This window comes from Lentzea sp. NBRC 105346, from assembly GCF_030269605.1.
Taxonomy (GTDB): domain Bacteria; phylum Actinomycetota; class Actinomycetes; order Mycobacteriales; family Pseudonocardiaceae; genus Lentzea.
Map to the genome: position 1 here is coordinate 343,049 of NZ_BSTQ01000004.1, position 25,300 is coordinate 368,348.

Consider the following 25,300-nt stretch of genomic DNA (forward strand, 5'->3'; position numbering starts at 1 on the left):
CGAACCAACGCTAGGAGCGTGTTGTGTTTGGCATACGTAGTGGATCGCTGATGGTGGGCGTCGCCGCCGTCGCGGTCGGCACCGCCGTTCCGGCGAACGCGGTGGACTCCACCGTGACGTTCTCGACCACGGGCGGCACGCTTTCGGTGGCGGTGCCCGCTTCGGCGACGCTGACCGGTGGCACCACGGTTCCCGGTGGGACGGTGACCGGCGCGATGGGAACCGTGACCGTGACCGACACGCGCGGCAACGCCACCGGGTGGACGGCCAGCGTGTATTCGACGACGGGGTTCACCTCCGCTGGAAGTACCGCGATCGCCAACAGTGGCATCACTTACACGCCGGGGTCGACGACGAGCACGACCGCTCCGGGCAGCCCGACCATCACGGCGGGAACGGCTGGGTCTCCCGGTGCGAACGCCGGGGCGGCGCTGACGGCGTACACGTACGCCAACGCGACGGCCGGAGGTAACACGGTCGCGTGGAACCCGAGCCTCGCGGTCGTCATTCCCCTTACCGCACAAGGAGGTGCGACCTACTCCGGGACCGTCAGTCACCAGGTGGCGTGACTGCTTCTCAGCTCAACTTCGAGGATTGGGGATGTCGTGAGTACCAAGCGCATTGGCTTTCTTGTCGTGGGTGTCGCGGCCATCGCCGTCGGCGCCGCCGTCCCGGCGAACGCGGTGGACTCCACCGTCACGTTCACCGCGAGTGCCGGCACACTTTCCGTGGCGGTGCCCGCTTCGGCGACGTTGAGCGGTGGCAGCACGGTTCCCGGCGGGACGGTGACCGGCGCGCTGGGAACCGTGACCGTGACGGACACGCGGGGTAGTGCCGCCGGTTGGACGGCGAGTGTGTACTCGACGACGGGGTTCACCGCCACCGCGAGCACCGCGATCACCAACAGCGGCGTCACTTATACGCCCGGAGCGACCACGAGCACGAACACTCCGGGCAGCCCGACCATCACTGCGGGAACGGCCGGCTCGCCGGGCGCCAGCGCCGGGGCCGCGCTGACGGCGTACACGTACGCCAACGCGACGGCCGGAGGTAACACGGTCGCCTGGAACCCGACCATCGCCGTCGTCATTCCCGTCACCGCGAAGTCGGGTGCGGCCTACTCCGGGACGGTGAGCCATCAAGTGGCGTGACCAGGCCGCTGTCCTGCTCACCTGCCTGTTCGTCCTCGTGAACTCGGGGACCGGCGCGCCGGCGGAGGAGGACAACGCCAAGAACAGCATCGGCATCCGGCTGCTCGAGATGCCGGTCAACCGTGCCGACGACCCCCGCGCGCAGGTCTACATCGTGGACCACCTCGCGCCGGGTGCCGTCATCAAACGGCATGTGCTGGTCACGAACAGTTCCCCGGCGCCGCAACACATCGAGGTCTTCCCCGGTGCGGCCGGCATCGACGACGACGCGTTCAACGCGCTGGCCGGACGCGCCACCAGCGAGCTGACCAGCTGGATCTCCCTCGATCGCACCGCCGTGGACCTGCCGCCGGGAGGCAGCGAGAAGGTACTGGTGACGATCGCGGTCGACCCCATCGCGTCGACCGGCGAGCGCTACGGCGTCATCTGGGCGGAGACCAGCGCTCCGTCCAACACGCCGGACAACGTCCTGATGGTCACCAGGGTCGGCGTCCGGATCTACCTCGACGTCGGGCCGGGCGGTGAGCCGCCGCCGAGTTTCGACGTCGGCAGCCTCACCCCGTCGCGCGACGGCGACCGCAGGCCCGCGGTGGTGGCCAGCGTGCACAACACCGGCGGTCGTGCGTTGGACATGGTGGGCGAGCTCTCGTTGTCCGACGGCCCTGGTGGGGTGAGCGCGGGCCCGTTCCCGGTCTCGACCGCGGTCACGTTGCTGCCGGGCCGCACCGCGGGCGTGCGCACGGTGCTCGACCAGCACCTGCCGGACGGGCCGTGGAAAGCGCGGCTGACGTTGCGCAGCGGCTTCATCGAAAAAGTGGTGACGGCCACGATCACCTTTCCGGCCTCCGCCAACACGGTGGGTGGACCGGTCCGGCCCGAGAACTGGTTCGAGAGACACCCTTTGCTGTCGGCTGGTCTCGGGATGCTGGTCGGGGCCGCGTTGGTCGGAACGTTCTTCGCGCGCCGGTGGCTGGTCTCACGCCGGCGAACGCGCGATGAGGAGTCTCCACAAGGGAGTCTCATCGAGGTGTGACCGGTCCCCATCGGCAAGTGTTCGATTGTTGAGCGTGGCTCGGAGAGGGGCTCATGTGTTCGGCAACCGCATCGGAACAGTCCTCACGGCCGCAGCCGCGGTCGTGATCTTCGCTGTCACTCCGGCGAACGCCGCGGACAGCACCGTCACGTTCGCGACGACCGGCGGCGTGCTGTCCGTCTCGGTGGCCCCGGCGGCCGCGCTCAACACCGGCAGCGCCACGCCGGGCACGACCATCAGCGGCCTGCTCGGAGCGGTGACCGTGACCGACGCGCGCGGCACCGCCGAGGGATGGGCCATCGGCGTGTACTCGACCACGGGGTTCACCGCCACCGGGAGTCCGTCCATTCCGAACACCGGCATCACGTACACGCCGGGTGCGGCCACCGGAACGGTCGCACCGGGAACCCCGGCCATCACCCCTGGCGCCGCTGGATCGCCGGGCAACGACCGCGGCTCCGCCCGGACCGTCTACACCTACGCCAACGCCACGGCGGGCGGCAACCGGGTCTCCTGGGTCCCGACCCTCGCGGTCGCGATCCCCAGCACCGCCCGTCCGGGCGCCCTCTACAGCGGGAAGATCACTTACCGGGTGATGTGAAACGTTCAGCCCCAATGCCAATGGAGACTTCATGCTTGCGGGACGCGTCAGAATGGTCGTGGCCGGTGTCGCCGTGCTCGTTTTCGCCGTCGTGGCCCCGGCGTACGCGGAGGATCCGGACGACGTCGACACGACCGTGACGTTCATGGTGAACTCGGGGACGGAGACGACCTTCGAGGTCCTGAGCGGCCCGCTGTCCGTCTCGGCACCGGAGTCCGTGGCGCTCGGGGATTCGGGCCCGTCGTCGTCGATCACCTCGACCCTCGGCACCGTCACCGTCACCGACATGCGCGCCCTGATGAATCCGACCTGGACCGCCGAGGTGTCGTCCACCGACTTCACCACCGGTAGCGGGACGGCCGGTGAGACCATTCCCGCCGAGGACGTGGCCTACTGGTCCGGCCCGCAGACCTCGTTCTCGGGCATGAACACGATCACCGCGCCAGGACAGTTGAACCAGTCCAACCGGGTCCCGATTCACGAGCGGAAGCCGGCCTTCGCGCTCACCTCCGGCAGGGGCAACAACTCGGTGAGCTGGAACCCGACCCTCGTCATCACGATCCCGGACGCCGCGGTCGCCGGTGAGTACACCGGAACGGTGACGCACTCGGCAGCCTGACCGCTCTCAGTTCTTCCTGACCGCGTTCAACCGCGTGACGACGGCACCACCGTCTCGCGGACCGAACGAGGTACACGCCGTGGCCCAGTCGAAGCGGCTGCAGGCGTTGGACTGCGCGACAACGTCCTGCTCGTTGTTCCAGCCGGTGCCGATGACGTTGCCAGCGGTGGACGCCCACTTCTTCGTCACCGGGTTGTAGCTGTGCCAGAGCAGGTTGCCGGTCGAGGAGTCCACCGCGTAGAACACCTCGCCGCCGGGCGAGCTGATGTTCTTCAGGTTCTGCCAGCCCGTGGTGACCTGTGCGACCGGTCGCACCCAGGTCGGGTTCGTACCGGACCAGAAGTCGATGTGGTAGCGGAACATCGCACCGGCCGTCGTGCGCATGTACACGACTCCCTTGCTGGTGGCGACGATCGCGTTGTACTGCGTCAGCCCGGTGTCCAGCAACGCGCCCTGCACCGCCCACTGGTTCTTGGCGAAGTTGTAGTAGTGCGCTTTGAGGTTTCCGCTGGTGTCCAAGGTGTACAGAACGCCGTCCTCGTCGACGGAGATCCGGTTCCGGGTGTTCGCCGCGGTGTAGGACCAACCCTGGCCGAGCACCTTGTACTCGCCGCCGCCGGGAAAGCCGTCCCAGCGGGTTCCGTTGTAGTGCAACAGTCTCAGCTCACCGCCGGTGGTGATGCCGAACATCCACCCGCTCGGACCGGCGAGCACGCGGCCCAGCCAGCCGCCACCGATCTGGTAGCTCTCGCCCCATGTGAACGCGCCGTTGGTCGGCGCCTCGTGCTCGAACAGGTACAGGTCGCCCGCGGCGTCGCACGGGTAGACCGGAGCGAGACCGTAGCGGGCCGTCAACGTGGTGCTTGGTCCTGCCATTGCTCTCTCCGCTCAGAGGTTCATGAGTTTCGTGCACGCGTCGAGGACGACACGCTCCGTCGTCCCGGCAGCGGCGGCGCCAGTGGAGAAGGCCAGCGGTGCGGGCCATCCGTAGGAGTTCGTCCACGTACCGGGGCCGGACATCGTGTTGTCGTCGGTCCAGCCGGCCTCATAGCCGAAGTGCTTCACCTCACCGGCCTGCAGGACGTCGTTGGCCGCGACGTAACCCTCGGTCTCGTTGGCGTACGCCATGACCCACAACGAGCCCGATGTCTGGGCCTGCAGCTTCACCTCGTACGCCGAGAGCACCTCGTGTGACAGCGCGAGGACGTTGAGGCCGCCCATGTTCCAGCGCTGGATGGGCATGGGGAACACGCGCGGCAACCCGGCGCCGCCGATCTGGCCGAGCATGACCTCGGCGTGCCGGTACGCGAAATCGTCGCTGGGATGGTTGTCGAGCCGCTGGAGGTAGGCCTTGCGGGCTCTGACCACCGCGGCCGGATCGCCGAAGTCCACGGACAGCGGCAGCTCGACCTCGGTGTAGTAGGTCTTGATCGGGCCGTTGACGGCGATCCAGCTGCCGGAGTTCACCATGCTGACGACCTTGTTGCCCAGCTGCGTGCCGAGAGTGGTGACCTGGCCAGGCGAGTGGGGGTCGTTGGGTTCCTGGTCTCCCGCGGCGCCCTGGAAGAACAACGCCTGCACGCCGAGCGCGTTGGTGATCACGTCGGTGGCGGCGCCGGGGTAGTCGCTGCAGAACACCCGGTCGTTGCCCCGCGACACGGTGTGGCACGCGTAGCCGAACAACACGGCGAACAGGCCGTTGTTGCTCTGCCGGCGGGCGATCAGCACCGAGACCGTGGTGAGGACGTTGGTCCCGTCCGCCCGGTTGTAGCCGATCGTGGTGTTGCCTTCCTTGTACCACAACGTGACCGGCGTTCTGGTCATGGCCAGGGTCTGCTGCACCAGCGTGACCATCTGGCCGATGAAGACGGTCGTGGTGGCCTCGATCGCGGCGACGTCCGCGGGCGTGAGGCCCATCATCACGTACGGGTCGGGCCGGGTGGTGCCGATCATCGGGCCGGAGTGCGTGTGGCTGCAGATGATCAGGAAGTTGCCGTTGTTGTTGCCCACCAACGACAACACTTTGGATCTGATCGCCTGGTGGACGTATCTCGGGATGCTGACGACGTCGATGCGCAGCATCACCTTCGGCCCGTAGCCGTCGTCGATGACGACGCACTGGGCGCGTAGCCTGCGGTCCACCTGGCCCTGGTTGCCGCGCGGCGCACCGGCGTACCCGCCCATCCAGAGGCTGGGGTAGGTGGGCCAGGACGGGGTGTAGTCCAAGGTCTTGACGGCCATCGAGAACGGCATCGCGGTTCCTCCGGGTGGGTCAGGCGGTCTCGACGAAGGCGACGCAGGTCGGCTTCTCGGAGTTGGGAGTCGGCAGCGAGTTGTCCGGCTTGCCGGTCGCGATGTCCGCGGAGGTGGCCTTGCGGTTCTCCTGGTCGAGCACGAACGCCGTGCCGCCGTCGTGGTTCAGTGCGACCGGGCCGTACGCCCGACCGTTGTCCCACCGGGTCAACACCTTGCCGGAGTTGACGTTCACGACCACCAGCGCCGCCGGCGACGTGCGTCCGGTGTGGACACTGACCACCGCGAAGTTCCCGTTCGGATGCACCGCGAGTCCGCCGGGTCTGCCCTCCAGCGCGGTCACGCCGGACGCGTTGCCCGTGCCGAGGTCGAACGTGACCAACTCCCGCTGCGTGGTGACGTACAGCCGCTTGCCCTTGGGATCGATCGCGAGCTGCAGCGGGGTCTTCTCGGTCTTGAACGACCCGGAGACCTGCTGCTTCGCCGTGTCGATCACCGTGACGCCCTTGGCGCGCTCATCACCGACGAACAGGCGCCTGCCGTCCGGTGTGATCGCCAGGTGGCTCGGCAGCAACCCCGCCTGGATCCTCGCCTTGACCTCACCATTCGCCGCGTCGACCACGGCGACGTGACCACGTGAGCCGCCCGCCCCGCTGGAGCCGCTCGCGACGTAGACCACCTTGCCGTCGGGCGAGACGACCGCCTGGTTCGCGAACCCGCCCACCCCGATCTCGCCGGTGACCCGGCGGGCACCGATGTCCACAATGCTCAGTCCCGGCCCGGACTGCGTTGCCACGTAAGCACACAGCCCGTCCGGCGTGCCCGCGATGTCGTTCGGCCGGCCGTTCACGGCGAGCGAAGCCGGTGTCCCGGTCAGACCGGGGTCGGACAGCAGCAGGAGCCCGTTGCCCAGCCCGTCGACGGTGCCGACCAACAGCTTGGGTCCTTGCTCCGCGGCAGCCGCACCGGCGATCAGGCTCTGGCCGGCGATCCCGGCGGCCGCACCTCCCAGTGCGGCGGTCAGGAGCGTGCGCCGGGAGACCGGTCGGTACTCGGTCGTCATGCCAGGCCCCTCTCGTCTCACTCGACTGGCTGAAGGAGCGACCGGAGAGGGCGGCTCTTTATCACTAGGAGTGACCAAATGGCAGTTCGTTATGCAGCTGTGACCCTCGTTGGCGCGAGGCACTTGGTGCGGCTCTCTTGACCTGGTCACACAGAGTGCCCACCTGGCTGCATTGCGAAGTTTCTTCAGGTTTTCCTCAGTCGGGCACTGACGCGACCGCAATTCACGTCAGGAACAGGTCGTCCGCTGGGTGCTTGGAGGGTCGGATGTTCGGTCGCCGCGGTGTGCGCCGGTTGGGCTTGGTCGTGGCCGGGTTGGTGGGCCTGCAGGTGGCCGCGGTGGTCACCACGGAGACGGCCGTCGCGGCGGTACCGGCGTCACCACCGGCAGCTGTGAACCCGGCACCCGTGGTGCGGACGGTGACCACGCCCGGCCCGACCGTGGTGTCGAACGGCCTGATCGCGACGGACACGGTGTGGGGCCCGCTGGGTTCGCCCTATGTGCTCAAGGGGCGGCTGAAGATCGAGGAACGGGCGTCGCTGACGTTGTTGCCCGGCACCGTGATCAAGCTCGACAGCGGCACCGACCACTACGCGGAGATCTCGGTCGACGGACAGCTCCTGTCGCTGGGGACCCCGGCGCAGCACGTGGTGATCACCTCGATCAAGGACGACACGGTCGCCGGTGACACCAATGGCGACGGTTCGGCGTCGCAGCCCAAGGCCGGGGACTGGTACCAGGTCAGGCTGTACGGTTCCTCGCTCGAGCCGGCGACGAAGCGGCCGGTGTCGGTGCTGGACTACACCGATGTCCGCTACGGCGGCTGGGGCTCGAGCATCGCGTGCCAGTCCTATGCCGCGGTTGGGACGAACTCTTCTGCCGCGCGGTTGATCGTGTCGAACTCGTCGATCACCGATTCGATGATCAACGGGCTGTCCACGAACGCCGATCCTGCCGCTCTCGGGTTCGTCGGGGTGTACAACAGCCGGTTCGCGCGTTCGCAGTGTGGTATCTCCGCGATGGGTGGCGCGGTCGACGCGGTCGGGAACACCTTCGAGAACTCGTTCAGCATGCACGGGTTCTTCGCACTCGGTGCGAAGAAGTCCCGGTTCTGGTTCAACACCGTCAACAGCAGGATGGCGGTGTCCGCACCCGGCACGGCGCCGACCCGTGCCATGGTCGACGTGCGGTACAACCACATCGCTGGTGGCATCGGATCGTACGGAGCGTCGTACGAGCAGCTGCAGGACTACTCGACCAACTGGTGGGGCTACAACCTCAACACGCAGAAGCCGCCCGCCTGTGCCACCACCTCGGAGGCCTCGGCAGCTAGTCCACAGTGGACGCTCAACACGGCGACCCAGTGCCCGGACGGCTCGAGGGGCAAGTACCCGGTGACGGGGTACGTCAAGGCCGTGCAGCCGGCTCTGTCGGGTGCGCCCGCGCCGGTGCCCGGCGGCGTGAACGAGACCTCGGCGCCGCGGTACGGGCCGGTTGACGCGCAGTCCGGCGTGCTGACCTATCAGGCGAGCGACCTCGCCGTGCAGGACGCGGGCAAGCAGGTGACCGCTACCCGCACCTACCGCTCCGACACGACGTCCGGTGACGCCGGGGCCGGCTGGAGCTCGGCGTTCTCGGAGGCGTTGTCGACGGTGAACGGCACGGCGACGATGTCCACCGCGGACGGTCGTTCGGTGTCGTTCGGCATGGATCCGGCGGCGGGATACACGCCGGCACCGGGCGTGTCGGCGGGATTCTCCAGTGACGCCAACGGTTCCCAGGTGACCACACCTGGGCAGGACACCTACCAGTTCGATCCGGGCGGCGCGTTGACCGGGATGCTGCTGGGGGATGCGGGGCACAAGGTCGACATCGCCCGCACTGAAGGGCAGCTGGACCGCGTCACCGGAGTCTCGGGCCGGTTCCTGGCCTACACGCGTTCCGGTGGGAAGCTGCGTTCGGTCAACGACGCCACCGGCCGGTCGGCGGGCTTCGCCTACACCGACGACCGCCTGGCCGCGGCGACCGGCGTGGACGGCAAGACGGAAACGTATTCCTACGACGGCAACGGCCGGCTGACGAAGGTCACCACGCCGTCGGGCCGCACGAAGCTCGCCGCCGAGTACGACGCCAACGGCAAGGTCGTATGGGTCGAGCAGGAGGGCACCGGGCGGTCCACCTTCCACTACGACCCGGCCAACCGGCGCACCACGATCGACCTGCCCGACGGATCGCATGTCCAGCAGGACTACGACGCCGGCGGCCGGCTGGTGGTCGACCAGGTCGTGGGCGGCAGCGGCCGGCACGTGGTCTACGACGGCGAGGGCCGCGCGGTCACCGTGGTGACCGGTGTGCCGACGGTGCCGATGACCGGCTACGGGCCGGCCGCGAGCACGACTCTCTTCGACAGCAACGGCGATCCGGCGACGAAGGTCGACCCGCAGGGCCTGGTCGTGCGATCGACGTTCGCCGCGCACCAGCCGCTGGTGACGACCTTCGGCGACGGCACCACGATCACCCGCACCTACGACGGTGCGGGCCGGTTGGCCACGGTCACCGACCAGCGCGGCAAGCTGTGGCGCTACGCGTTCAACTCGCGCGGGCAGCTGATCGGCCGCACGGATCCGTTGGGCCGCAACGCGACCTACGACTACGCCGCCAACGGCGACCGGGCCGGCGTCACCGACGAGACCGGCGCCGTCACCACCTACGACAACGATCCGCAGGGGCGCCCGGTCGCGACCACCGACCCGCTGGGCCGCCGGCGCACGATCACGTACACGACGTGGGACGAGCCGGAGCGGATCACGCAGCCCCGCGGCGGCACCTATGCGATCACCTTCGACGAGGACCGCCGCAAGACCACGTCCAGCGACCCGTCGGGAACCACGCGCTACGAGTACGACGGTGCGGGCAGGCTCGCCGTGTCGATCGATCCCGCGGGCGGCCGCACCACGGTCGAGTACGACGCCGCGGGACGGCCGGTCAAGGTCACCGACCCGCGCGGCGGCGTCGTCACCCGCCAGTACTCCGTCGAGGGCTGGCCCACCCAAGTCACCGATCCGGCGGACGCGGTCACCAGGACCGAGTACGACCCGGCGGGCCGGTCGATCCGGATCATCGACGCACTCGGGCAGGTCGTGCAGACGATGTACGACCGCGCGGGCCGCGCGGTGAAGGTGCAGACCCCGGACGGGGCGACGCGCTCGTTCGCCTACAACCTGCTGGGCCGGCTGACCCAGTCCACGACCCCGCTGGGCCGCAAGTGGCTGCAGGCCTACGACGCGGCCGGAAACCCCACTGTCACAACGGATCCGCTGGGCAAGACGGTCGTCGTCGCCTACGACGACCTCGGTCGCCAGATCAGCCGCACCGACCAGGCCGGCGTGGTCAGCACGATCGGCTACGACGATGCCGCGCGCACCACGACGGTCAGCGACCCGCTCGGCGTCGTGCAGATGACCTTCACCGACGCCGCAGGTCAGGTGATCAGGACCGTGGACGGCCGAGGCGCCGCCACGACGATCGAGTACGACGCCGACGGCAACCTGGTCAAGCAGACCGATCCGACCGGCGCGCCCACGAGCATCGGCTACGACCTGGCCGGGCACGCCACGTCGGCCGCCGATCCGCTCGGCCGGACCACGAGCGGCGAGTACGACAGCCTGGGCCGGCTGACCAAACGCACGTGGCCGGACGCCGCCGTGGAGACGTTCGCCTACGACGCGGTGGGCAACCTGACGCGGCGCACCGACCGCATCGGCGCCGCCTGGACCTACGCCTACGACGCGGCCAACCACGCGGTTGGCGCGAAGGATCCGCTGGGCAACGAGACCAGCTACGCCTACGACGCGTTGGGGCGGATGACCAGGTCCACCGATCCGACCGGTGTCGTGCAGGCCATCGGATATGACCCGGCGGGGCGGGCCGCGGTGCGCAGCGACGCCACCGGAGCGTCCTGGGTGGACACCTACGACCTGGACGGCAACGTGCTCACCAGCACCGACCCGGCCGGCGTCAAGGTCACGAACGTCTACGACGTCCTCGGCAGGCTGACGAAGGTCACCTCGTTCGGCTATGCGCGCGAGTCCACCTACGACGCGATGGGCCACCTCGTCGCCTACGACGACGAGTACAACCAGATCAGCAAGTTCGAGTACGACGTGCGAGGCCGGCAGACGGCGAGCGTCAACCCGTTGCAACAGCGCACGACCTACGGCTACGACGCCGCTGGAAACGTGCTGACCGTGACGCCACCAAGCGGCCACACCCGGACACGAACCTATGACCAGGCCGGCCGCGTGCTCACCGCCGCGGACGCCCTGGGCAACACCAGCCGTTACACCTACGACGCGGCAGGCGAACTGACCACGCTGACCCTGCCCCGCGGCGGCACCTACACCTACTCCTACGACGCGACCGGCCGCACATCGTCCGAAGTGGATCCACGCGGCGCGACCACCCGGTTCTCCTACGACGGCGCGGGCAGGCTGACCGGCACCACCTACCCGTCCGGCCGAGTGGTAGCCAACAACTACGACGCGGCGGGCAGGCTGACCCAGCGCATCGCAGGCACGGACACCCGCACCTACGGCTACGACGCCGCTGGCCGACTGACCTCCGCGGGCAACCTGGGGTTCGGCTACGACAACCGCGGCCTGCTCAGCCGCAGCACCGACGCCCTCGGCGACACGACCTACGCCTACGACGCCGCACAGCGCCTGTCGGCCCGCACCCCGCCGGGCGGTGCCACCACGACTTTTCTTTACGGCACCTCGGGCCTGCTCTCCCAGGTACGTGGCGGCACCAACCTCAACTACACCTACGACTACAGCCTCCGCCAGGTCACCAAGACGTCGGTCAGCCCGACCGCAGGCAACGAGACCCGTACGCTGGACGCCGCCCGCCGACCGACGTCGGTCAAGTCCGGCGGCGGCACGTACGTCGTCAGCGCGCAGTACTCGCCCGACGGCCAGATCAGCAGCCTCACGCAAACCATGCCCGGCAACGCGGCGAGCAACACCACCGCGTTCGGCTACGACGACGCCGGCCGACTCACTTCGGCCGGCACCACGACCTACGCCTGGGACGCCGACGGCAACCGCACCAGCGCTTCCGGAGTCGTGTCCGCCTACGACGAGGCCGGCCACCTGACCGGCGCCTCGGACGGCAGCACCTACACCTACGACGCCGACGGCAACCTGACCGACGCCACCCGGTCCGGCGTGAGCACGCACTACGACTACAACGCCTTCGGTGAGCTCACCTCCGCCCGCAACGGCACGGTTTCCGTCACCTACGGCCGCGACGCCCTGGGCCGCACCAGCACCAGCCGCGGCAACGCGTTGTCCTACAACGGCACCTCGACCGAGCTGTCGCAATACCGAGCCGGCGGCACGAAGACCGATCTGGTGCGGGATCCGTCCGGTGCCCTGCTGGCCGAGGCCACGCAGAACGGCGGCAGCGCACGGGTCTGGCAGACCCTCCACGGCGACATCGGCATGCTCGCCAACGCTGCAACCGGTGCAGTGCAACACACTTCGGTGTACGACGCCTTCGGCAACGCCACTAAAACCGGTACAGCACCGGTCCCGCTCGGCTTCCAGTCAATGCTCACCGACTCGGGCCTCGTGGACATGGGTGCCCGCAGCTACGACCCCGCGACCGGCCGCTTCACCACTGTCGACGACGTGGTGGGCGACCTGACGTCGCCGGTCACTCTCAACCGCTACACCTACGCCAACGCCGACCCGCTCAACTACTTCGACCCCGACGGCCACTGGAGCCTGCCCAGCTGGAACGACGTCACCAGCTTCGTGAAGCAGGCGGCGGACTGGGTAGGCGACCGCCTGGACGAGGCCGGTTCCGCAATCGGTGAGGCGGCCACCCAGGCCGGCTCCGCTGTCTCGGAAGCCTGGAGCGCGGCACGCGGCGCCGCCTCAACGGTCGCCGACGTGGTGCAACACCACGCCGCGCCAATCGTCACCAACATCCAGAACACCGTCTACCACCTCACCCACGACCCCAAGGCCGCACTCGCCACCGTCGCGTCGGTCGCCGCCGGTGCGGTGACGTTCCTCGGCTGTGCGGCACTGACCGCCGGCGTCGGCTCTTTCGGTTGCGTGGTGGCAGCGTTCACCGTGGGCGGGGCGGTCGGCGGCGCACTGGACTGCCCGGACGGGCAAGCGATCCTGAGCTGCGCCGCCGTCGGCGGAGTGTCCGGCGCCGTCAGCGGAGTCGTCGCCTACGCGACCGGCGGCATGGGCACCGTCGCCGCCGGTGCGCTGTCCAGCGCCGCGGGCAGCGCCGCCGGCCAGTACCTGACCACCGGTCGGGTCGACCTCGACCAGGTCGCCGCGGGTGCCCTACTTGGCGCGGCAATGCCCGGCGCCGGCAAACTCGCCGGCCCGGCAAGAAACATGACGAGCCGGGCTACCGCCGCCGCAGGACGTACCTGGAGTGGACTGAAGGACCGCGCAGGAACTGTTCTGGCAAACGACCGAGGATCCATCCGGCTGGGAGGTGGGGCCGGCACGCCACGGCGTGATCCGATCTTCGCTGATACCGACCTTATGGTGAATGCACAAAAAGGACACCAGGGCGCACTCGACGAGATCCGCGCTGGAACGACCTACGTGACGCCCAACCAGTACCGCGAGTTCCTAGCGGGTGGACCCGGCAGGCGCGAGTTCATGCAGGAGGAAGGCATCGAGCTGTTCGATGGCGCACGCGCCGCTCAGGTTGCGGGCACGTCGGAGTTCCAAACGGCGTTCAACTCGGTGCGGGACGCCCAGGGACGTGGCGACGCAGCGCTCTGTGCCTTCGCCTGCGCGACCGGCTATACCGCGGTGACAATGGAGAAGAGACTGTTCAACTTCGTGACGAAGACACTCAAGAACTCGCCCATCCCGATCCGTAGGGTCATGCCATGAGCATTTACAACTACCTTGAGGTGACGGCACCGTGCCCACACTGCGGCGTCGTCTCGACCCTCAACGCCGAGTTCAGGTTCGGATTGCGCGAGTTGACCTCCTACCGCGTGGGCGACCAGCTCACCTGGGAAGGCAAAGGAGTCCGTACACCCACCCATCGCCCGGAGAACGGGAATTTCGCGGGCGAGGCATACGCGGAGTGCCCGGCCTGCGGGCGCGACTACTGGCTCAACGTGCGAGTCGAGCATGACGTGATCATCTCGTACGAAGTGGACGCCGACCGTCCGGGCTACGTGAAGCCCGATGGGGCGGGCGAAGCTGACGCCTGATGGCGGAGGGGTGAACTCGTCCGGCCACTCGGAGGTTCGAGCGAGTGTCGATCCTCATGGAGGCACAACGAATCGGTGTGAACACATCAAGTCCTTCGGCACGCCTATAAGGCCGAGGAAGGGTGCACGCCAATCCGTCTGCGCGGGTTGGCAGAGCGAGCATTCACCTGCTCAACCACGCCGTCCGTCGTTGGTCTGATCACCGATGTGCCGGATAACTCCTTTTCCGTCGTGAAATCGGCTTGCTCAACGTCCTCCGTCGCGATTATCCGACAGTATTCGACCGGTCACGGAGCGAAAAGTTTTCACGTTTTGCTCAGATGTGTACCCGATCGTCCGCAGTTCATGTTGAGCCGGCACGTCTCGCCGCAATAGATCGAAGGGGTGACCAAGATGGGCATCGACGTGGAACAGCCGCTCGACGGGCGAGACCTGAGGTCGCCCTCGTCTGTGGCCACAGGTTTGGACTTCGAGACAAAGCTGAACCCGTGCGACGCCGAGGTGGGCGCGGCCGCTAATGGCGACCTTCGGGCGATAGAGCGCCTGCTGGCGAGCATTCGTCCCCTGGTGGTGCGGTATTGCCGCGCCCGTGTCGGCAGGCAGGAACGGTCTTTCACGTCGGCGGACGACGTGGCCCAGGAAGTGTGTATGGCGGTGCTGAAGGCATTGCCCACCTATCGCGACCAGAAGCGATCCTTCATCGCGTTCGTGTACGGCATCGCGGCGCACAAGGTCGCCGACGCGCATCGGTCTGCCGCCAGGAACCGCTCGGAGCCGGTCCCGGAACTCCCGGACGCTCCGGGGATCGAGGCCGGTCCGGAGCAGCGGGCTCTGCGGAGTGAGCTGTCGGATCAACTGGCTCAGCTCCTGCGAATCCTCTCGGAGCGGCACCGAGAAATCCTCCTGCTGCGGGTGGTGGCGGGCCTGTCAGCCGAGGAGACCGCCGAGGCGGTCGGACTGACGCCGGGTGCGGTCCGGGTAGCGCAACACCGCGCGCTGGTCCGACTCCGCGAATCCCTGTCAGCACAAGGGTTCCCAGGCGCCTTTGACCGCGTTCGCGCAGGGCAGGAATGCTGATCAAACGTAATGCCCCACGCGGGAACCAAACCCACGGACCAGTCAAACCACCATGGGGGTCCGGGGGTTAGGCCCCCAGAAAACACTCGAAGGGCGACGAGGTTCGCGCTTTCCGCGAACACACGCCGCCCTTCGGTCTTCGATGCCCCCGGCAGGATTCGAACCTGCGCACCCGCCTCCGGAGGGCGGTGCTCTATCCCCTGAGCTACGGGGGCTCAGTGACGTTGTAGATCCTAGCAGTCTGGCCGGAGCGGTTTTCACCGCCTACCCTCCGAAGTATGGATCCGGTACGCGAGCGTTCCGTAGACGTCGGTGACCTGCGGCTTCACGTCCGCGAGGAGGGCAACGAGTCCAACCCGACGGTCCTCCTGGTCCACGGCTACCCGGACAACTCCACCATCTGGGACGGACTAGCTCGAACCCTCAGCAAGGACTTCCACGTAGTCCGCTACGACGTCCGAGGCCACGGCAAGTCAGACAAAGCGACCAGCTACACCCTGGACGAGCTCGCACAGGACATGGCGAGGGTCATCGGCGACCGGAAGGTGCACCTGGTCGCTCACGACTGGGGCTCGATGCAGTCGTGGCACGCCGTCGCGAAGTACCCGGACCTGTTCCTGAGCTTCACCAGCATCTCCGGCCCGAGCATCGCCCACGTCACCCACTGGATGCGCCGGCACCCGGTCAAAGCGATCGGCACCGCGCTGCACTCCTGGTACATCGCGCTGTTCCTGATCCCCAAAGCCGCAGAGATCGGCATGTGGCTAGTCCGCAAGCGTTTGCGGGCAACGTGGAGGGACGCGAAGAACGGCCTGAACCTCTATCGCGCCAACATCTTCAAGGCGAAGACGCCGCTAACGATCACCACGAGGACGCTGCAGGTCCAGTTGACCAAGGACCCGTTCGTCACCAAGCATCACCTCGAGGCCGCGGAGCCGTTCGCCAAGAACCTCACCAGGACCAAGCTCGTCAGCGGCCACTGGGCGCCGCGTACGCACCCCGAGCAGGTGGCCAGGATCGTCAAGGAGTTCATCAACGACGAGCGGCCACAAAGGACGGTGCTGATCACCGGTGCGGCGAGCGGGATCGGCAAGGCGACCAAGGAAGCCTTCAACAGCCAAGGATGGAAAGCCCTTGGTGTCGACAAAGAGACGAGTGACTACCAGGTCGACGTGACCGACAGCGAGGCTGTCCACGACCTCGCCAAAAAAGTCATCGAGGAGCACGGCGTGCCGGACGTCGTGATGGCCAACGCCGGGATCGCGGTCGCGGGGTCGTTCCTGGAGACGTCCGAAGAGAGTTGGCGCAAGGTCGTCGACGTCAACCTCTGGGGTGTCGTCCACACGGTCAAAGCGTTCGTGAAACCTATGGTCGAACGGGCGCAGGGCGGGCACATCGTGATCACCGCGAGCATGGCCGGGTACTTCCCGACGACGGCGCTGCCGGCCTACTCGACCACCAAGGCGGCGGTGCTCATGCTCGCCGAATGCCTGAACGCCGAACTCAAAAAGCACGGAATCGGCGTCACGGCGATCTGCCCAGGGCCGGTCAACACGAACATCACCACGTCGGCGACGTTCGCCGGTGACCAGCAGAAGAAGCGCCAAGCGGTGAAGAGACTCTACGAACTTCGTGGCTTCGGGCCTGAGAAGGTGGCGAAGGCCGTGCTCAAGGCGGTGGAGACCAACCGGAGAGTTGTGCCCGTCACCCTGGAGTCTCATCTGGTGCGCGCGCTGAACCGGATTTCGCCTGGTCTCGTGCGTCTGGCGGCCAAACTGGCCGATCGGATCTGGCAACGGTAATTGCACTCATGCGCATATCGCTATATGTTTGACCCGTGGGTCACGGACACAGCCACTCCGGCGCGGGTCAGCACGTGAGCAAGCTCTGGATCGCGTTCGGGATCGGCGCGGTCTTCATGGTCGTGGAGTTCACGGTCGGGTTCGCGACCAAGTCGCTGGCCCTGATCTCGGACGCCGCACACATGCTCACGGACGTGCTCGGCATCGGCATGGCGCTGGCGGCGATCATGGTGGCCAGGCGCACCAAGGCCGGCCGCAACCGGACGTTCGGGCTCTACCGCGCGGAGGTGCTGGCGGCGCTTGCCAACGCCGTGCTGCTCTTCGGCGTGGCCGGGTACGTCGTCTACGAAGCCATCGGGCGGTTCGCGAACCCGCCGGAGGTGCCTGGACTTCCTGTGCTCATCGCTGCGAGCCTCGGTCTGGTGGCCAACATCATCTCTTTCGCAATACTGCGAAAAGGTGCCGAGGAGAGCATCAACGTCAAAGGCGCGTACCTCGAGGTGCTGGCCGACCTCATCGGGTCGGTGGGCGTGCTCGTCAGCGGCGCGGTGACGCTGATCTTCGGCTGGCGGTACGCGGACCCGATCATCGGTGTCGCGATCGGCCTGTTCGTGTTGCCGCGCACGTGGAAGCTCGCGAAGAACGCGCTGCACATCCTGTTCCAGCACGCGCCCGAGCGGATCGACGTGCGCGAGGTGCAGAGCGCGCTCGCCGGACTCAAGGGCGTCGTCGAGGTGCACGACGTGCACGTGTGGACGCTCACCAGCGGCATGGAGGTGGCCACGGCGCACCTCACGATCCGCAAGCCCGCGGTGCACGCTGAAGTGCTCGAAGCCGCACAGGATCTGTTGCACGATAAGTACGGCATCGAGCACGCCACGCTCCAGGTCGAGGCCGGCGACACCGCGGAACGGTGCCGCGAGCTCTCCTGGTGATCGATCAGCGCAACCGGTACGCGTCGTACACGGTCTGGTCCAGCGAGTTGCCCTGGACGTCGGTCACCTGCACGCGCAACGCCACCGAACCGCTGCGCGGGTGGAACACCATGCCGCGGTAGGAATCACCGCTGTGCAACAGGTGCGGCACCGGCCGCCACGTCCGGCCCCGGTCGAACGACACCCCCACACTGACCTCCTTGATGGGCACCAGCGGTGCGCCGTATTGCGTCGCCGGTGAGAGCTTCAGGACGAACGGCAGGCCGCCCGGCGCGGTGTTGTTCCCGTCCAGGTTCAGATCCCACCGGTTGATCAACACCGGGAGGTAGGCCCGTTCAGGTGATCGCTGCGACCGGAACGTCCACACCGAACGGCTTTCGGTTGAAACGTTCCAGTCCTGCGCACCCTTGCGGACATCCATCTCCACCCGGTACACCGCCGGATCCGGCCCGGCGACGCCGTTGAAGATCCCGCGCGCGTTCGTGCCCTGCCAGACGAGGGCGTCGTCGCGGTACACGCGCACGGCCTTGTCGAGCGCGGTCGCCTCCAGTGCGTGGCCGGAGAACGAGTCGGTGAACTCGGAGAAGTTCAGCAGGAACTGGTCCTTCTCCCGGTACATCGGGTAGTGCACCTCGGTGCTGCCCGGCATGAGCGGCCCGCGGAACCAGTCCTCCGCCGCGCGCTCGCGCGGTGCGTACGTGCGCATCCGGAGCACGGTCGACTCGAACGGGAAGCGGCCCCACACGAACTGGCCGTAGGTCGTGTCGCCGGCGAGCACGTACTTGGTGACGCTGCGCGGGAACGGCACGTCCACGCGCGGGATCAGCGACGACACGTCGTACGGCCGGCGTGCGGTGGCCGCGTACGAACCGGTCTGGTTCGGCCGGGTCGCGTGGAACGACGTCCGGACCGACGCCAGCTGGGACCGGCTGTAGCGGGGAACCTGGCCGTGTGACGGGACGACGAGGTGGTAGTCGGTGTGCTCGCCGACCAGCCACGCGCGCGTCGTGAGCTCGAAGTCCGCCGGACCGTCGACCGGCACCACGGACATGCGGGCCGTGGGCGTCACGCCGCTCAGCACGGTCAGCTTCCCGCGATGCATGCCGAACTGCAGCGCCGCCGGCTTCACCCGGTGCGGCACGGTCCACGACACCGGTTTGCCGAGCCGGGCGTCGAGCACCACCTCGGTCTCGCCGGTGACCTGCAACGCCGGCAACGGAACCGCGGTCTGCTCGACCTCGGCACCATCCATAGTGGACACGAAACCGGCCAGCGTGTACTCGCCGAGCTCGCGCACCCGCACCTGGCCGTTGCCCTGCAACGACAACCGGGCCGAAGCACCCGCAGCGTTCGCCAGGATGACGTTCGCCCGACCGGGGTTACCGTTGCGGTCGATCGCCTTCACAGTAACGCCGTACGTGCGGTCCTTGTGGAACGCCACGACCGTGCGCAACCCGCCCGCGACGAGCTCGCCGGTGAACCGGCCGAGCTCGCCCTGGTTCACATCGAGAGTGACCGTCACGGAGGCCGATCCACCCGCGGGAACCTCCACCGAAGCGGGCGAGACGGTGACCGCCGACGAGCCGTTCCACGCGAGGTCCAGCCGAACCGGCGCAGCGGAATCGTTGCTGTACAACACCTTTTTGCTGATCGGCGGCACGGACCCGTACGGCCCGGCGAAGTAGCCGAAGTTCACCACGCCGGTGGCCCGCACCGGCGACCCGACAGCCTTGCGCAGGTCCACCCGGCCGGTGCCGCGCGTGAACGGGTCACCGGCGATCACGGCCGTGGAGCTGGTCAGCGCGGCCTTTAGATCCTCGCCACGCCACGACGGGTGCGCGGCGGCCAGCAGAGCGGCCGCGCCGGCCACGTGCGGCGTCGCCATCGACGTGCCGGACATCCCGACGTGGCCGCCCGCCAGCCCGGCCGACACGATGCCGACACCCGGCGCGGCCAGGTCCGGCTTCACGGCACTGTCGCCGAGCCGGGGACCGGTGCTGGAGAACGAGGCGACGACGTCGTTGCGGTCCACCGCGCCCACGGTCAGCGCCGCATCGGCGGCCGCGGGGGTGCCCAGCTTGCCCGGACCGCTGTTGCCCGCGGCGACCACGAACAACGCGCCGGTCTGCGCGCTGAGCTTGTTCACGGCCTGCGACAACGGATCCGTGCCGTCACTCGGCGCGTCGTTGCCCAGCGACATGTTGACCACGCGCGCCTTCGACGCGGCCCACTCCATGCCCGCGATGATCGCGTCGAACGGGCAGCCGGACGCCGTGCAGACCTTGCCGCTCAACAACGTCGCGTCCGGTGCCACCCCGCGGTAGGGGGCGCCGTTGGACGCGATGATGCCGGCGACGTGCGTGCCGTGACCGTGCTCGTCGTTCGGCGACGTACCGGTGAAGTCCTTGGCCTCCAGCACCTTCCCGGCGAGGTCGGGGTGGTCGGCCTTGATGCCCGTGTCCAGCACGGCGACGGTCGCGCCTTGCCCGCTGTAACCGGGCACCGGGCCGCCGATCTGCGCGACGCTGCGGTCCAGCGCCGGCTTCGCCATGCCGTTGAGCCAGATCTTGTCGAACGACTCGACGTCGCGCCAGAAATCGGCCTGCTGGGTGACATCGATGACCGACGCGCCGATGCTCGGCAACGACCGCTTGACCGACATGGTCCCGACGCCACCGGTCACGATCACCGGCGTCGACCGCAGGTGCCCCTCGGCGACGAGGCGCGTGACGTTGAAGAGCTCCCGGTCGACGCGCCCGGAGTTGACCAGACCGGCCGCCTTGTTCGGCACCACGTAGACGTCGTCACCGACGGTCTCCTGGATCCACCCACCCGATGGTTCCCCGACCAGACCGGCCGGCTTCCCGTCCGGGCCCCTCATCACGGTGAGAACGTCTCCCGTCACCAGCGTGAGGGTCTCTGAAGACTGTGACGGCTCTTCCGAAGCGTGAGCCGGTGTAACGACAGTTAGAAGCAATAACAAAGGTAAGAGGAGCTTGCGCAAGGGAATCCCCCTGGTAAGTGCCGTTAAGGCCACCTTCACTGCGCTGAACGCAGTGAAGGTGGCCTTAACGGTGGTTCGCTATCGGGCTACAGGTTGGTGCACTGGCCCGCCTTGGGGCCCTTCACGTCGTTGGCGAGACCGTTGTTCACCGGCTCCGGGCTGTTGCCCGTGCAGGAGAGCGGTCCGCCGACGGACGTCTGAGCCACGACCGTGCGGGTCTTGTTGTTGGTCAGGCTGACGGGACCGGCCACGGAGGCGTTCTCCAGGGCGACCTCGGTCGTCCCGCCGTCGATCGACACCGGGCCGCCGACGCGGGTCCCGACCAGCACCACGGACGCGGCGTCGGACGCCGACAGCGGGCCCTTGATCTCGCCGCCGAAGAACAGCAGCGTCGCGCCCTTCTGCACGGTCACCGGACCGCCGATCGTCGCGCCCTCCACGCACGTCACGCCGGACACCGAGAGCGAACCGGTGTTGGCCGTGATCGTCGTGGTGCACGCCGGGTTCGGCTTGGCCAGCAGCTCGAACTCGGCCAGCGCCACGTCACCGGAGAACTCCAGCTTGTAGTACTGGTACCGGCCCGGCGACGCGATCTTGAACGAGCGCGTGTACGGCCGCCACTGGAACTGTTCACCAGAACGGCTGTCCACAGTGGTCCACGTCTTGTTGTCGTAGGACGCCTTCAGGGTCCACGACGACGGGAGCGCACCCTCCTTGGCCGAGGTCAGCGTGTAGAACTCCGCCTTCTCCTTGGAATCGGGGAGCTTCACGTCGACCGCGCGAACGACCGCCGAGGTGCCGGAGTTGTTGTCCACCAACGCCTTGTGCGCCACACCGGCCGAGATGTCCCGCAGCGGCCTGGCCACCTCGGTGCCCTTGGTGATCGACTCCGGAGCGGCGTCCGGAGACGTACCCCACGACGAGGGCGAGGAGCCCATGTCGAAGTCGATCGTGGCACCGTTCGCCAGCACGTCGTGCGGCAGCCAGGTCTTGTTGTACGCCTGGCCGTTGACCTTCACGGACTGGACGTAGATGTTCGACCGGCTGTTCTTCGGCGCGTTGATGACGAGCTTCTTGCCGTTCTCCAAACGAACGGTCGCCTTGGTGAACAGCGGCGAGCCGATCGCGTAGGCCGGCTTGCCCATCTGCAGCGGGTAGAAGCCCAGCGCGCTGAACAGGTACCACGCGGACATCTCGCCGTTGTCCTCGTCACCGGCGTAGCCCTGGCCGATCTCGCTGCCGATGTAGAGCCGCGACAGGATCTCCCGCACCTTGGCCTGCGTCTTGGACGGCTGGCCCACGTAGTTGTACATGTACGCGATGTGGTGCGACGGCTGGTTGCTGTGGCCGTACTGGCCCATCCGCACGTCCCGCGCCTCGAGCATCTCGTGGATCGTGCCGCCGTACGAACCGGGGTACTTCGCGGTCTCCGGCGTCGACCAGAACGTGTCGAGCTTCTGCGCCAGCTTGTCACGGCCGCCGTAGAGGTTCGCGAGACCGTTGCCGTCCTGCGGCACCGAGAACGCCATGTTCCACGCGTTCGTCTCGGTGTAGTCGCCACCCCAGTCGAGCGGCTGGTACTTGTCGGGCTCCGCGCGCCACGACCCGTCCGGCTTGCGGCCCTGGAAGAAGCCGACCCGCGAGTCGAAGATGTTGACGTAGTTCTGCGCGCGGTTGAGGAAGTACTCGTGCTCCTCCAGGTACCGCTTCTCGCCGGTCTTGTCGTACAACGCCTTCGCCATGTTCGCGATGCCGAAGTCGTTGATGTAGCCGTCGATCGCCCACGACATGCCCTCACCGGTGGCGGTGGAGGTGTAGCCGTTGAAGATCGACGTGTCCAGGCCCTTGCGGCCGACCTGCGCGTTCGGCGGCGCCACCGAGGCGTTGCGCACCGCGGCGTCGTAGGCCGCCTTGGCGTCGAAGTTCGTGACGCCCTTGAGGTAGGCGTCGGCGAACGCGACGTCCGAGCTCGTGCCGGTCATCAGGTTCGCGTAGCCCGGCGAGGACCACCGCGAGATCCAGCCGCCGTCCTTGTACTGCTGGACGAACCCGTCGGCCATCTCGCCCGCCTTGGACGGGGTGAAGAGGCTGTACGCGGGCCAGGTCGTGCGGTAGGTGTCCCAGAACCCGTTGTTGACGAAGATCTTGCCGTCGACGATCTTCGCGCCGGTCTGCGTCGGGGTGTTCGAGCCCGTCGCCGGGGACACCGGGGACGCGTACTTGTTCGTGCCGCCGACGTTCTCGTAGCCCGAGTTCGGGTACAGGTACAGCCGATACATGTTGGAGTACAACGTGATCAGCTGCTGCTCGGACGCGCCCTCGACCTCGATGATGCCGAGAGTCTTGTCCCACGCGGCCTGCGCCTTGTCCCGCACCGACTCGAGCGGCTCGTTCGCGCCGATCTCCTGCTGCAGGTTGGCCTTCGCCTGGTCGACGCTGAGCAGCGACGTGGCGATGCGCAGGTTGACCGTCTTGTCCGCGAACTTGAAGTAGCCCGCGGTGTTGTCGCGGCCGGCGCCGGTCAGCTTGCCGCTGCCCGTGACCGGCTTGTCCACGACGCCGTAGACGAACAGGCGCGTCGCGCCGGTCGACAGACCGCTCTTCACGTCGGTGAAGCCGGTGACGACACCGTTGGCCTGGTCGAGCGTCAGACCACCGTTGTTGTTCACGTTGTCGAAGATCAGGTTCTGCTGGTCGCCGGTGAACGCGAACCGCAGGATCGCGGCGTGGTCCGTCGGCGCGATCTCCGTGCGCATGCCGTTCTCGAACTTGACGCTGTAGTAGTGCGCCCGCGCGATCTCGTTGTCGTGCCGGAACGCCAGCGCGCGCGCCGCACGGTCCGCGGTCGGCGCCGCGTTCGTCGGGAACACCTGGAACGTCTGCCGGTCACCCATCCACGGGCTGGGCTCGTGGCTCGCGGTGAACGCTTGCAGCGTCGGCAGGTTCTGCGCGTTGTTGCGCTGCTGGTACTCGTACAGCCAGCTGATCGAGCCCGCGTTGGTCATCGGGGCCCAGAAGTTGAAGCCGTGCGGCACCGCGGTCGCCGGGAAGTTGTTGCCGCGCGAGAAACCACCGTTGGAGTTCGTGCCACGCGTGGTGAGCACGTAGTCCGACGGCTTCGCGTAGACGTTGCGCGGCGGGTTGGCCGTGATCGAGATGTCGTCGACCCAGCCGCCGAACGCCGTCGGGCCCTTGGGGCCGTCGTACGCCACGAGGATGCGCTTGATCGTCTTGCCCGCGGCCACCGCGCCGATCGTCGAGACGATCTTGTTCCACTGGTCGGTGTACAGGAACTTGCCCGCGCCCTGGCCCTGCGGCGACAGCACCGCGCCGTACTGGTCGACGGCCTTGAGGTCGCTCAGGTACGTGCCGTCGGAGAACGCGAGGTCCACCGACGAGTACGTGCTCGGGTAGTTCAGGTTGTCCTGGACGTGGTCCGGGAAGATCAGGTACGACAGTTCGGTGGTGGGCGCCACCGCGATGTCGACGTCGAAGACCTTGTTGTACGAGTACGCCCGGCCCTCGGCGGTGTGCGTGCCCTGGAAGCGGAACGAGTGCAGACCCGTCCAGCCCGCGCGGGCCTTCGACGCGTAGCCGCCGGTCGGGCCCGAGCCCACGACGCTGCGCATGTTCGGCGGCGGGACCGTGGTCGAGCCGTCCGAGAGCAGCCAGTCGGCGAGCTGCACGATGTCGGTGCCGTGGTTCGCCGTGATGTCGAGCTTGTAGTAGAGGAACGACTGCGGCGAGGCGATGTCGTAGATCTTGGTCTGGAAGCGCTCGGTCCAGCTCTGCCCGGTCTGGGTGTCGATCGTGGTCCACGCCGTGCCGTCGTTGGAACCCTGGAGCGTCCAGTCCTTGGGGTCACGTTCGGGCACGTCGTTGGCCGACGTCAGCGCGTACTTCTTGACGGTGACCGCCTCGCGGAGCCCGTACCGCACCCACCCCGTCGTGCTGAACGTCAGCCACTTCGTGTTGGCGCTGCCGTCGGTGAGGTTGTCCGCGACCTCGCCCGCCTCCTCGTTCTCCGAGTTGGCCTGGACCGCGTTGACCTTGTCCATCACGCTGCCGGGGAGGCCGGACGAGTCCGCCCCCGTCACACCGGACGTCTTGCGGTTGCCCGCCGAGTCGGTCTCCACCGTGTTCGCCCACGCGGGCTGTGGTTGACCGTCCTCAAAGGACGACGAAAAACTCACGCCCGACTCCTCCGGTGCGGCGGCCGCGAGGCCGTTGTTGCTCATCCCGCACACCAGTGTCGCAGCGATCGCAGCGCTGACCAGCGCCGTTCGTCTTTTTATCGAGTAGTGCCTCATTGCACGCCTTCCGCCGCCTACCCAGCCCCCATTCGCGCGACAGACAATCCGGGACGTGACATCGTTGTCAAGATAGGCGGACAAAGTTGTCTCCGAACCTGTCTATTCGCTGCTCCAAGCGGACTTGGAGGTTTCTCGATCTAGACTCTTCGGGTGACCGACCGCAAGCCGCCAGAGGTAGGCACACCCGC

Annotated in this window: 15 protein-coding genes and 1 tRNA gene; 10 read left to right on the forward strand and 6 right to left on the reverse strand. The window is 67.7% G+C overall.

From position 1 onward, the window contains the following. The first annotated feature begins 50 nt into the window (after positions 1-50). The 5 genes from QSK35_RS11470 to QSK35_RS11490 are packed head-to-tail and all read left to right on the forward strand — an operon-like array spanning position 51 to position 3,404. A complete protein-coding gene (locus tag QSK35_RS11470) occupies positions 51-569 on the forward strand; it encodes a WxL domain-containing protein (protein WP_285745071.1) in 519 nt (172 codons plus the stop codon). A gap of 36 nt (positions 570-605) precedes the next feature. After that, a complete protein-coding gene (locus QSK35_RS11475; RefSeq protein WP_285745073.1) occupies positions 606-1,151 on the forward strand; it encodes a WxL domain-containing protein in 546 nt (181 codons plus the stop codon). Between the two features lie 37 nt (positions 1,152-1,188). Beyond that, the gene (locus QSK35_RS11480; protein WP_285745075.1) at positions 1,189-2,184 is read left to right on the forward strand and encodes a hypothetical protein; all 996 of its coding nucleotides are present in this window, start codon (positions 1,189-1,191) and stop codon (positions 2,182-2,184) included. Between the two features lie 55 nt (positions 2,185-2,239). Further along, positions 2,240-2,785: a WxL domain-containing protein gene (locus QSK35_RS11485; protein WP_285745077.1), complete on the forward strand. Its 546-nt coding sequence runs from the start codon at positions 2,240-2,242 to the stop codon at positions 2,783-2,785. 31 nt (positions 2,786-2,816) lie between these two features. Then, positions 2,817-3,404, forward strand: coding sequence for a hypothetical protein (locus tag QSK35_RS11490; protein ID WP_285745079.1), 588 nt, complete (start codon positions 2,817-2,819; stop codon positions 3,402-3,404). 6 nt (positions 3,405-3,410) lie between these two features. Here QSK35_RS11490 and QSK35_RS11495 read toward each other — a convergent pair whose 3' ends face one another. From QSK35_RS11495 to QSK35_RS11505, 3 genes are read right to left on the reverse strand one after another with little or no spacing between them, the layout of a single operon-like run. Further along, entirely contained in the window at positions 3,411-4,280 is an 870-nt protein-coding gene (locus QSK35_RS11495) for a tachylectin-related carbohydrate-binding protein (RefSeq protein ID WP_285745080.1), read from the reverse strand. Positions 4,281-4,292: 12 nt separating this feature from the next. Then, the gene (locus QSK35_RS11500; protein ID WP_285745082.1) at positions 4,293-5,657 is read right to left on the reverse strand and encodes a hypothetical protein; all 1,365 of its coding nucleotides are present in this window, start codon (positions 5,655-5,657) and stop codon (positions 4,293-4,295) included. 19 nt (positions 5,658-5,676) lie between these two features. Beyond that, complete coding sequence (locus tag QSK35_RS11505) at positions 5,677-6,720, reverse strand: YncE family protein (RefSeq protein WP_285745084.1); 1,044 nt, start codon at positions 6,718-6,720, stop codon at positions 5,677-5,679. A 266-nt stretch (positions 6,721-6,986) separates the two neighbouring features. On the opposite strand from QSK35_RS11505, the gene QSK35_RS11510 reads away from it, so the two are divergent. The 3 genes from QSK35_RS11510 (at position 6,987) to QSK35_RS11520 (ending at position 15,058) form a co-directional block, all read left to right on the forward strand. Further along, positions 6,987-13,652, forward strand: a complete 6,666-nt coding sequence (locus QSK35_RS11510; RefSeq protein ID WP_285745086.1) for an RHS repeat-associated core domain-containing protein — start codon at positions 6,987-6,989, stop codon at positions 13,650-13,652. After that, positions 13,649-13,981 (forward strand): hypothetical protein, encoded by a 333-nt coding sequence (locus QSK35_RS11515; RefSeq protein ID WP_285745088.1) that lies wholly within the window; start codon positions 13,649-13,651, stop codon positions 13,979-13,981. Before QSK35_RS11510 ends, QSK35_RS11515 begins: the two co-directional genes overlap by 4 nt. Positions 13,982-14,374: 393 nt before the next feature. Beyond that, on the forward strand, positions 14,375-15,058 hold the full coding sequence (locus QSK35_RS11520; RefSeq protein ID WP_285745090.1) for a sigma-70 family RNA polymerase sigma factor: 684 nt from the start codon (positions 14,375-14,377) through the stop codon (positions 15,056-15,058). A 143-nt stretch (positions 15,059-15,201) separates the two neighbouring features. On the opposite strand, the gene QSK35_RS11525 is transcribed toward QSK35_RS11520, so the two are convergent. Beyond that, positions 15,202-15,273 (reverse strand) — tRNA-Arg (locus QSK35_RS11525). Positions 15,274-15,336: 63 nt separating this feature from the next. Here QSK35_RS11525 and QSK35_RS11530 point away from each other — a divergent pair. Both QSK35_RS11530 and QSK35_RS11535 read left to right on the forward strand, forming a co-directional pair. After that, positions 15,337-16,860 (forward strand): SDR family oxidoreductase, encoded by a 1,524-nt coding sequence (locus QSK35_RS11530; protein WP_285745092.1) that lies wholly within the window; start codon positions 15,337-15,339, stop codon positions 16,858-16,860. Between the two features lie 35 nt (positions 16,861-16,895). Further along, complete coding sequence (locus tag QSK35_RS11535) at positions 16,896-17,795, forward strand: cation diffusion facilitator family transporter (RefSeq protein WP_285745094.1); 900 nt, start codon at positions 16,896-16,898, stop codon at positions 17,793-17,795. 4 nt (positions 17,796-17,799) lie between these two features. Here QSK35_RS11535 and QSK35_RS11540 read toward each other — a convergent pair whose 3' ends face one another. Together QSK35_RS11540 and QSK35_RS11545 are read right to left on the reverse strand one after the other, a co-directional pair. Continuing rightward, complete coding sequence (locus tag QSK35_RS11540; protein WP_285745096.1) at positions 17,800-20,700, reverse strand: S8 family serine peptidase; 2,901 nt, start codon at positions 20,698-20,700, stop codon at positions 17,800-17,802. 185 nt (positions 20,701-20,885) lie between these two features. After that, positions 20,886-25,037: a GH92 family glycosyl hydrolase gene (locus tag QSK35_RS11545; RefSeq protein WP_285745098.1), complete on the reverse strand. Its 4,152-nt coding sequence runs from the start codon at positions 25,035-25,037 to the stop codon at positions 20,886-20,888. Positions 25,038-25,300: the final 263 nt, after the last annotated feature.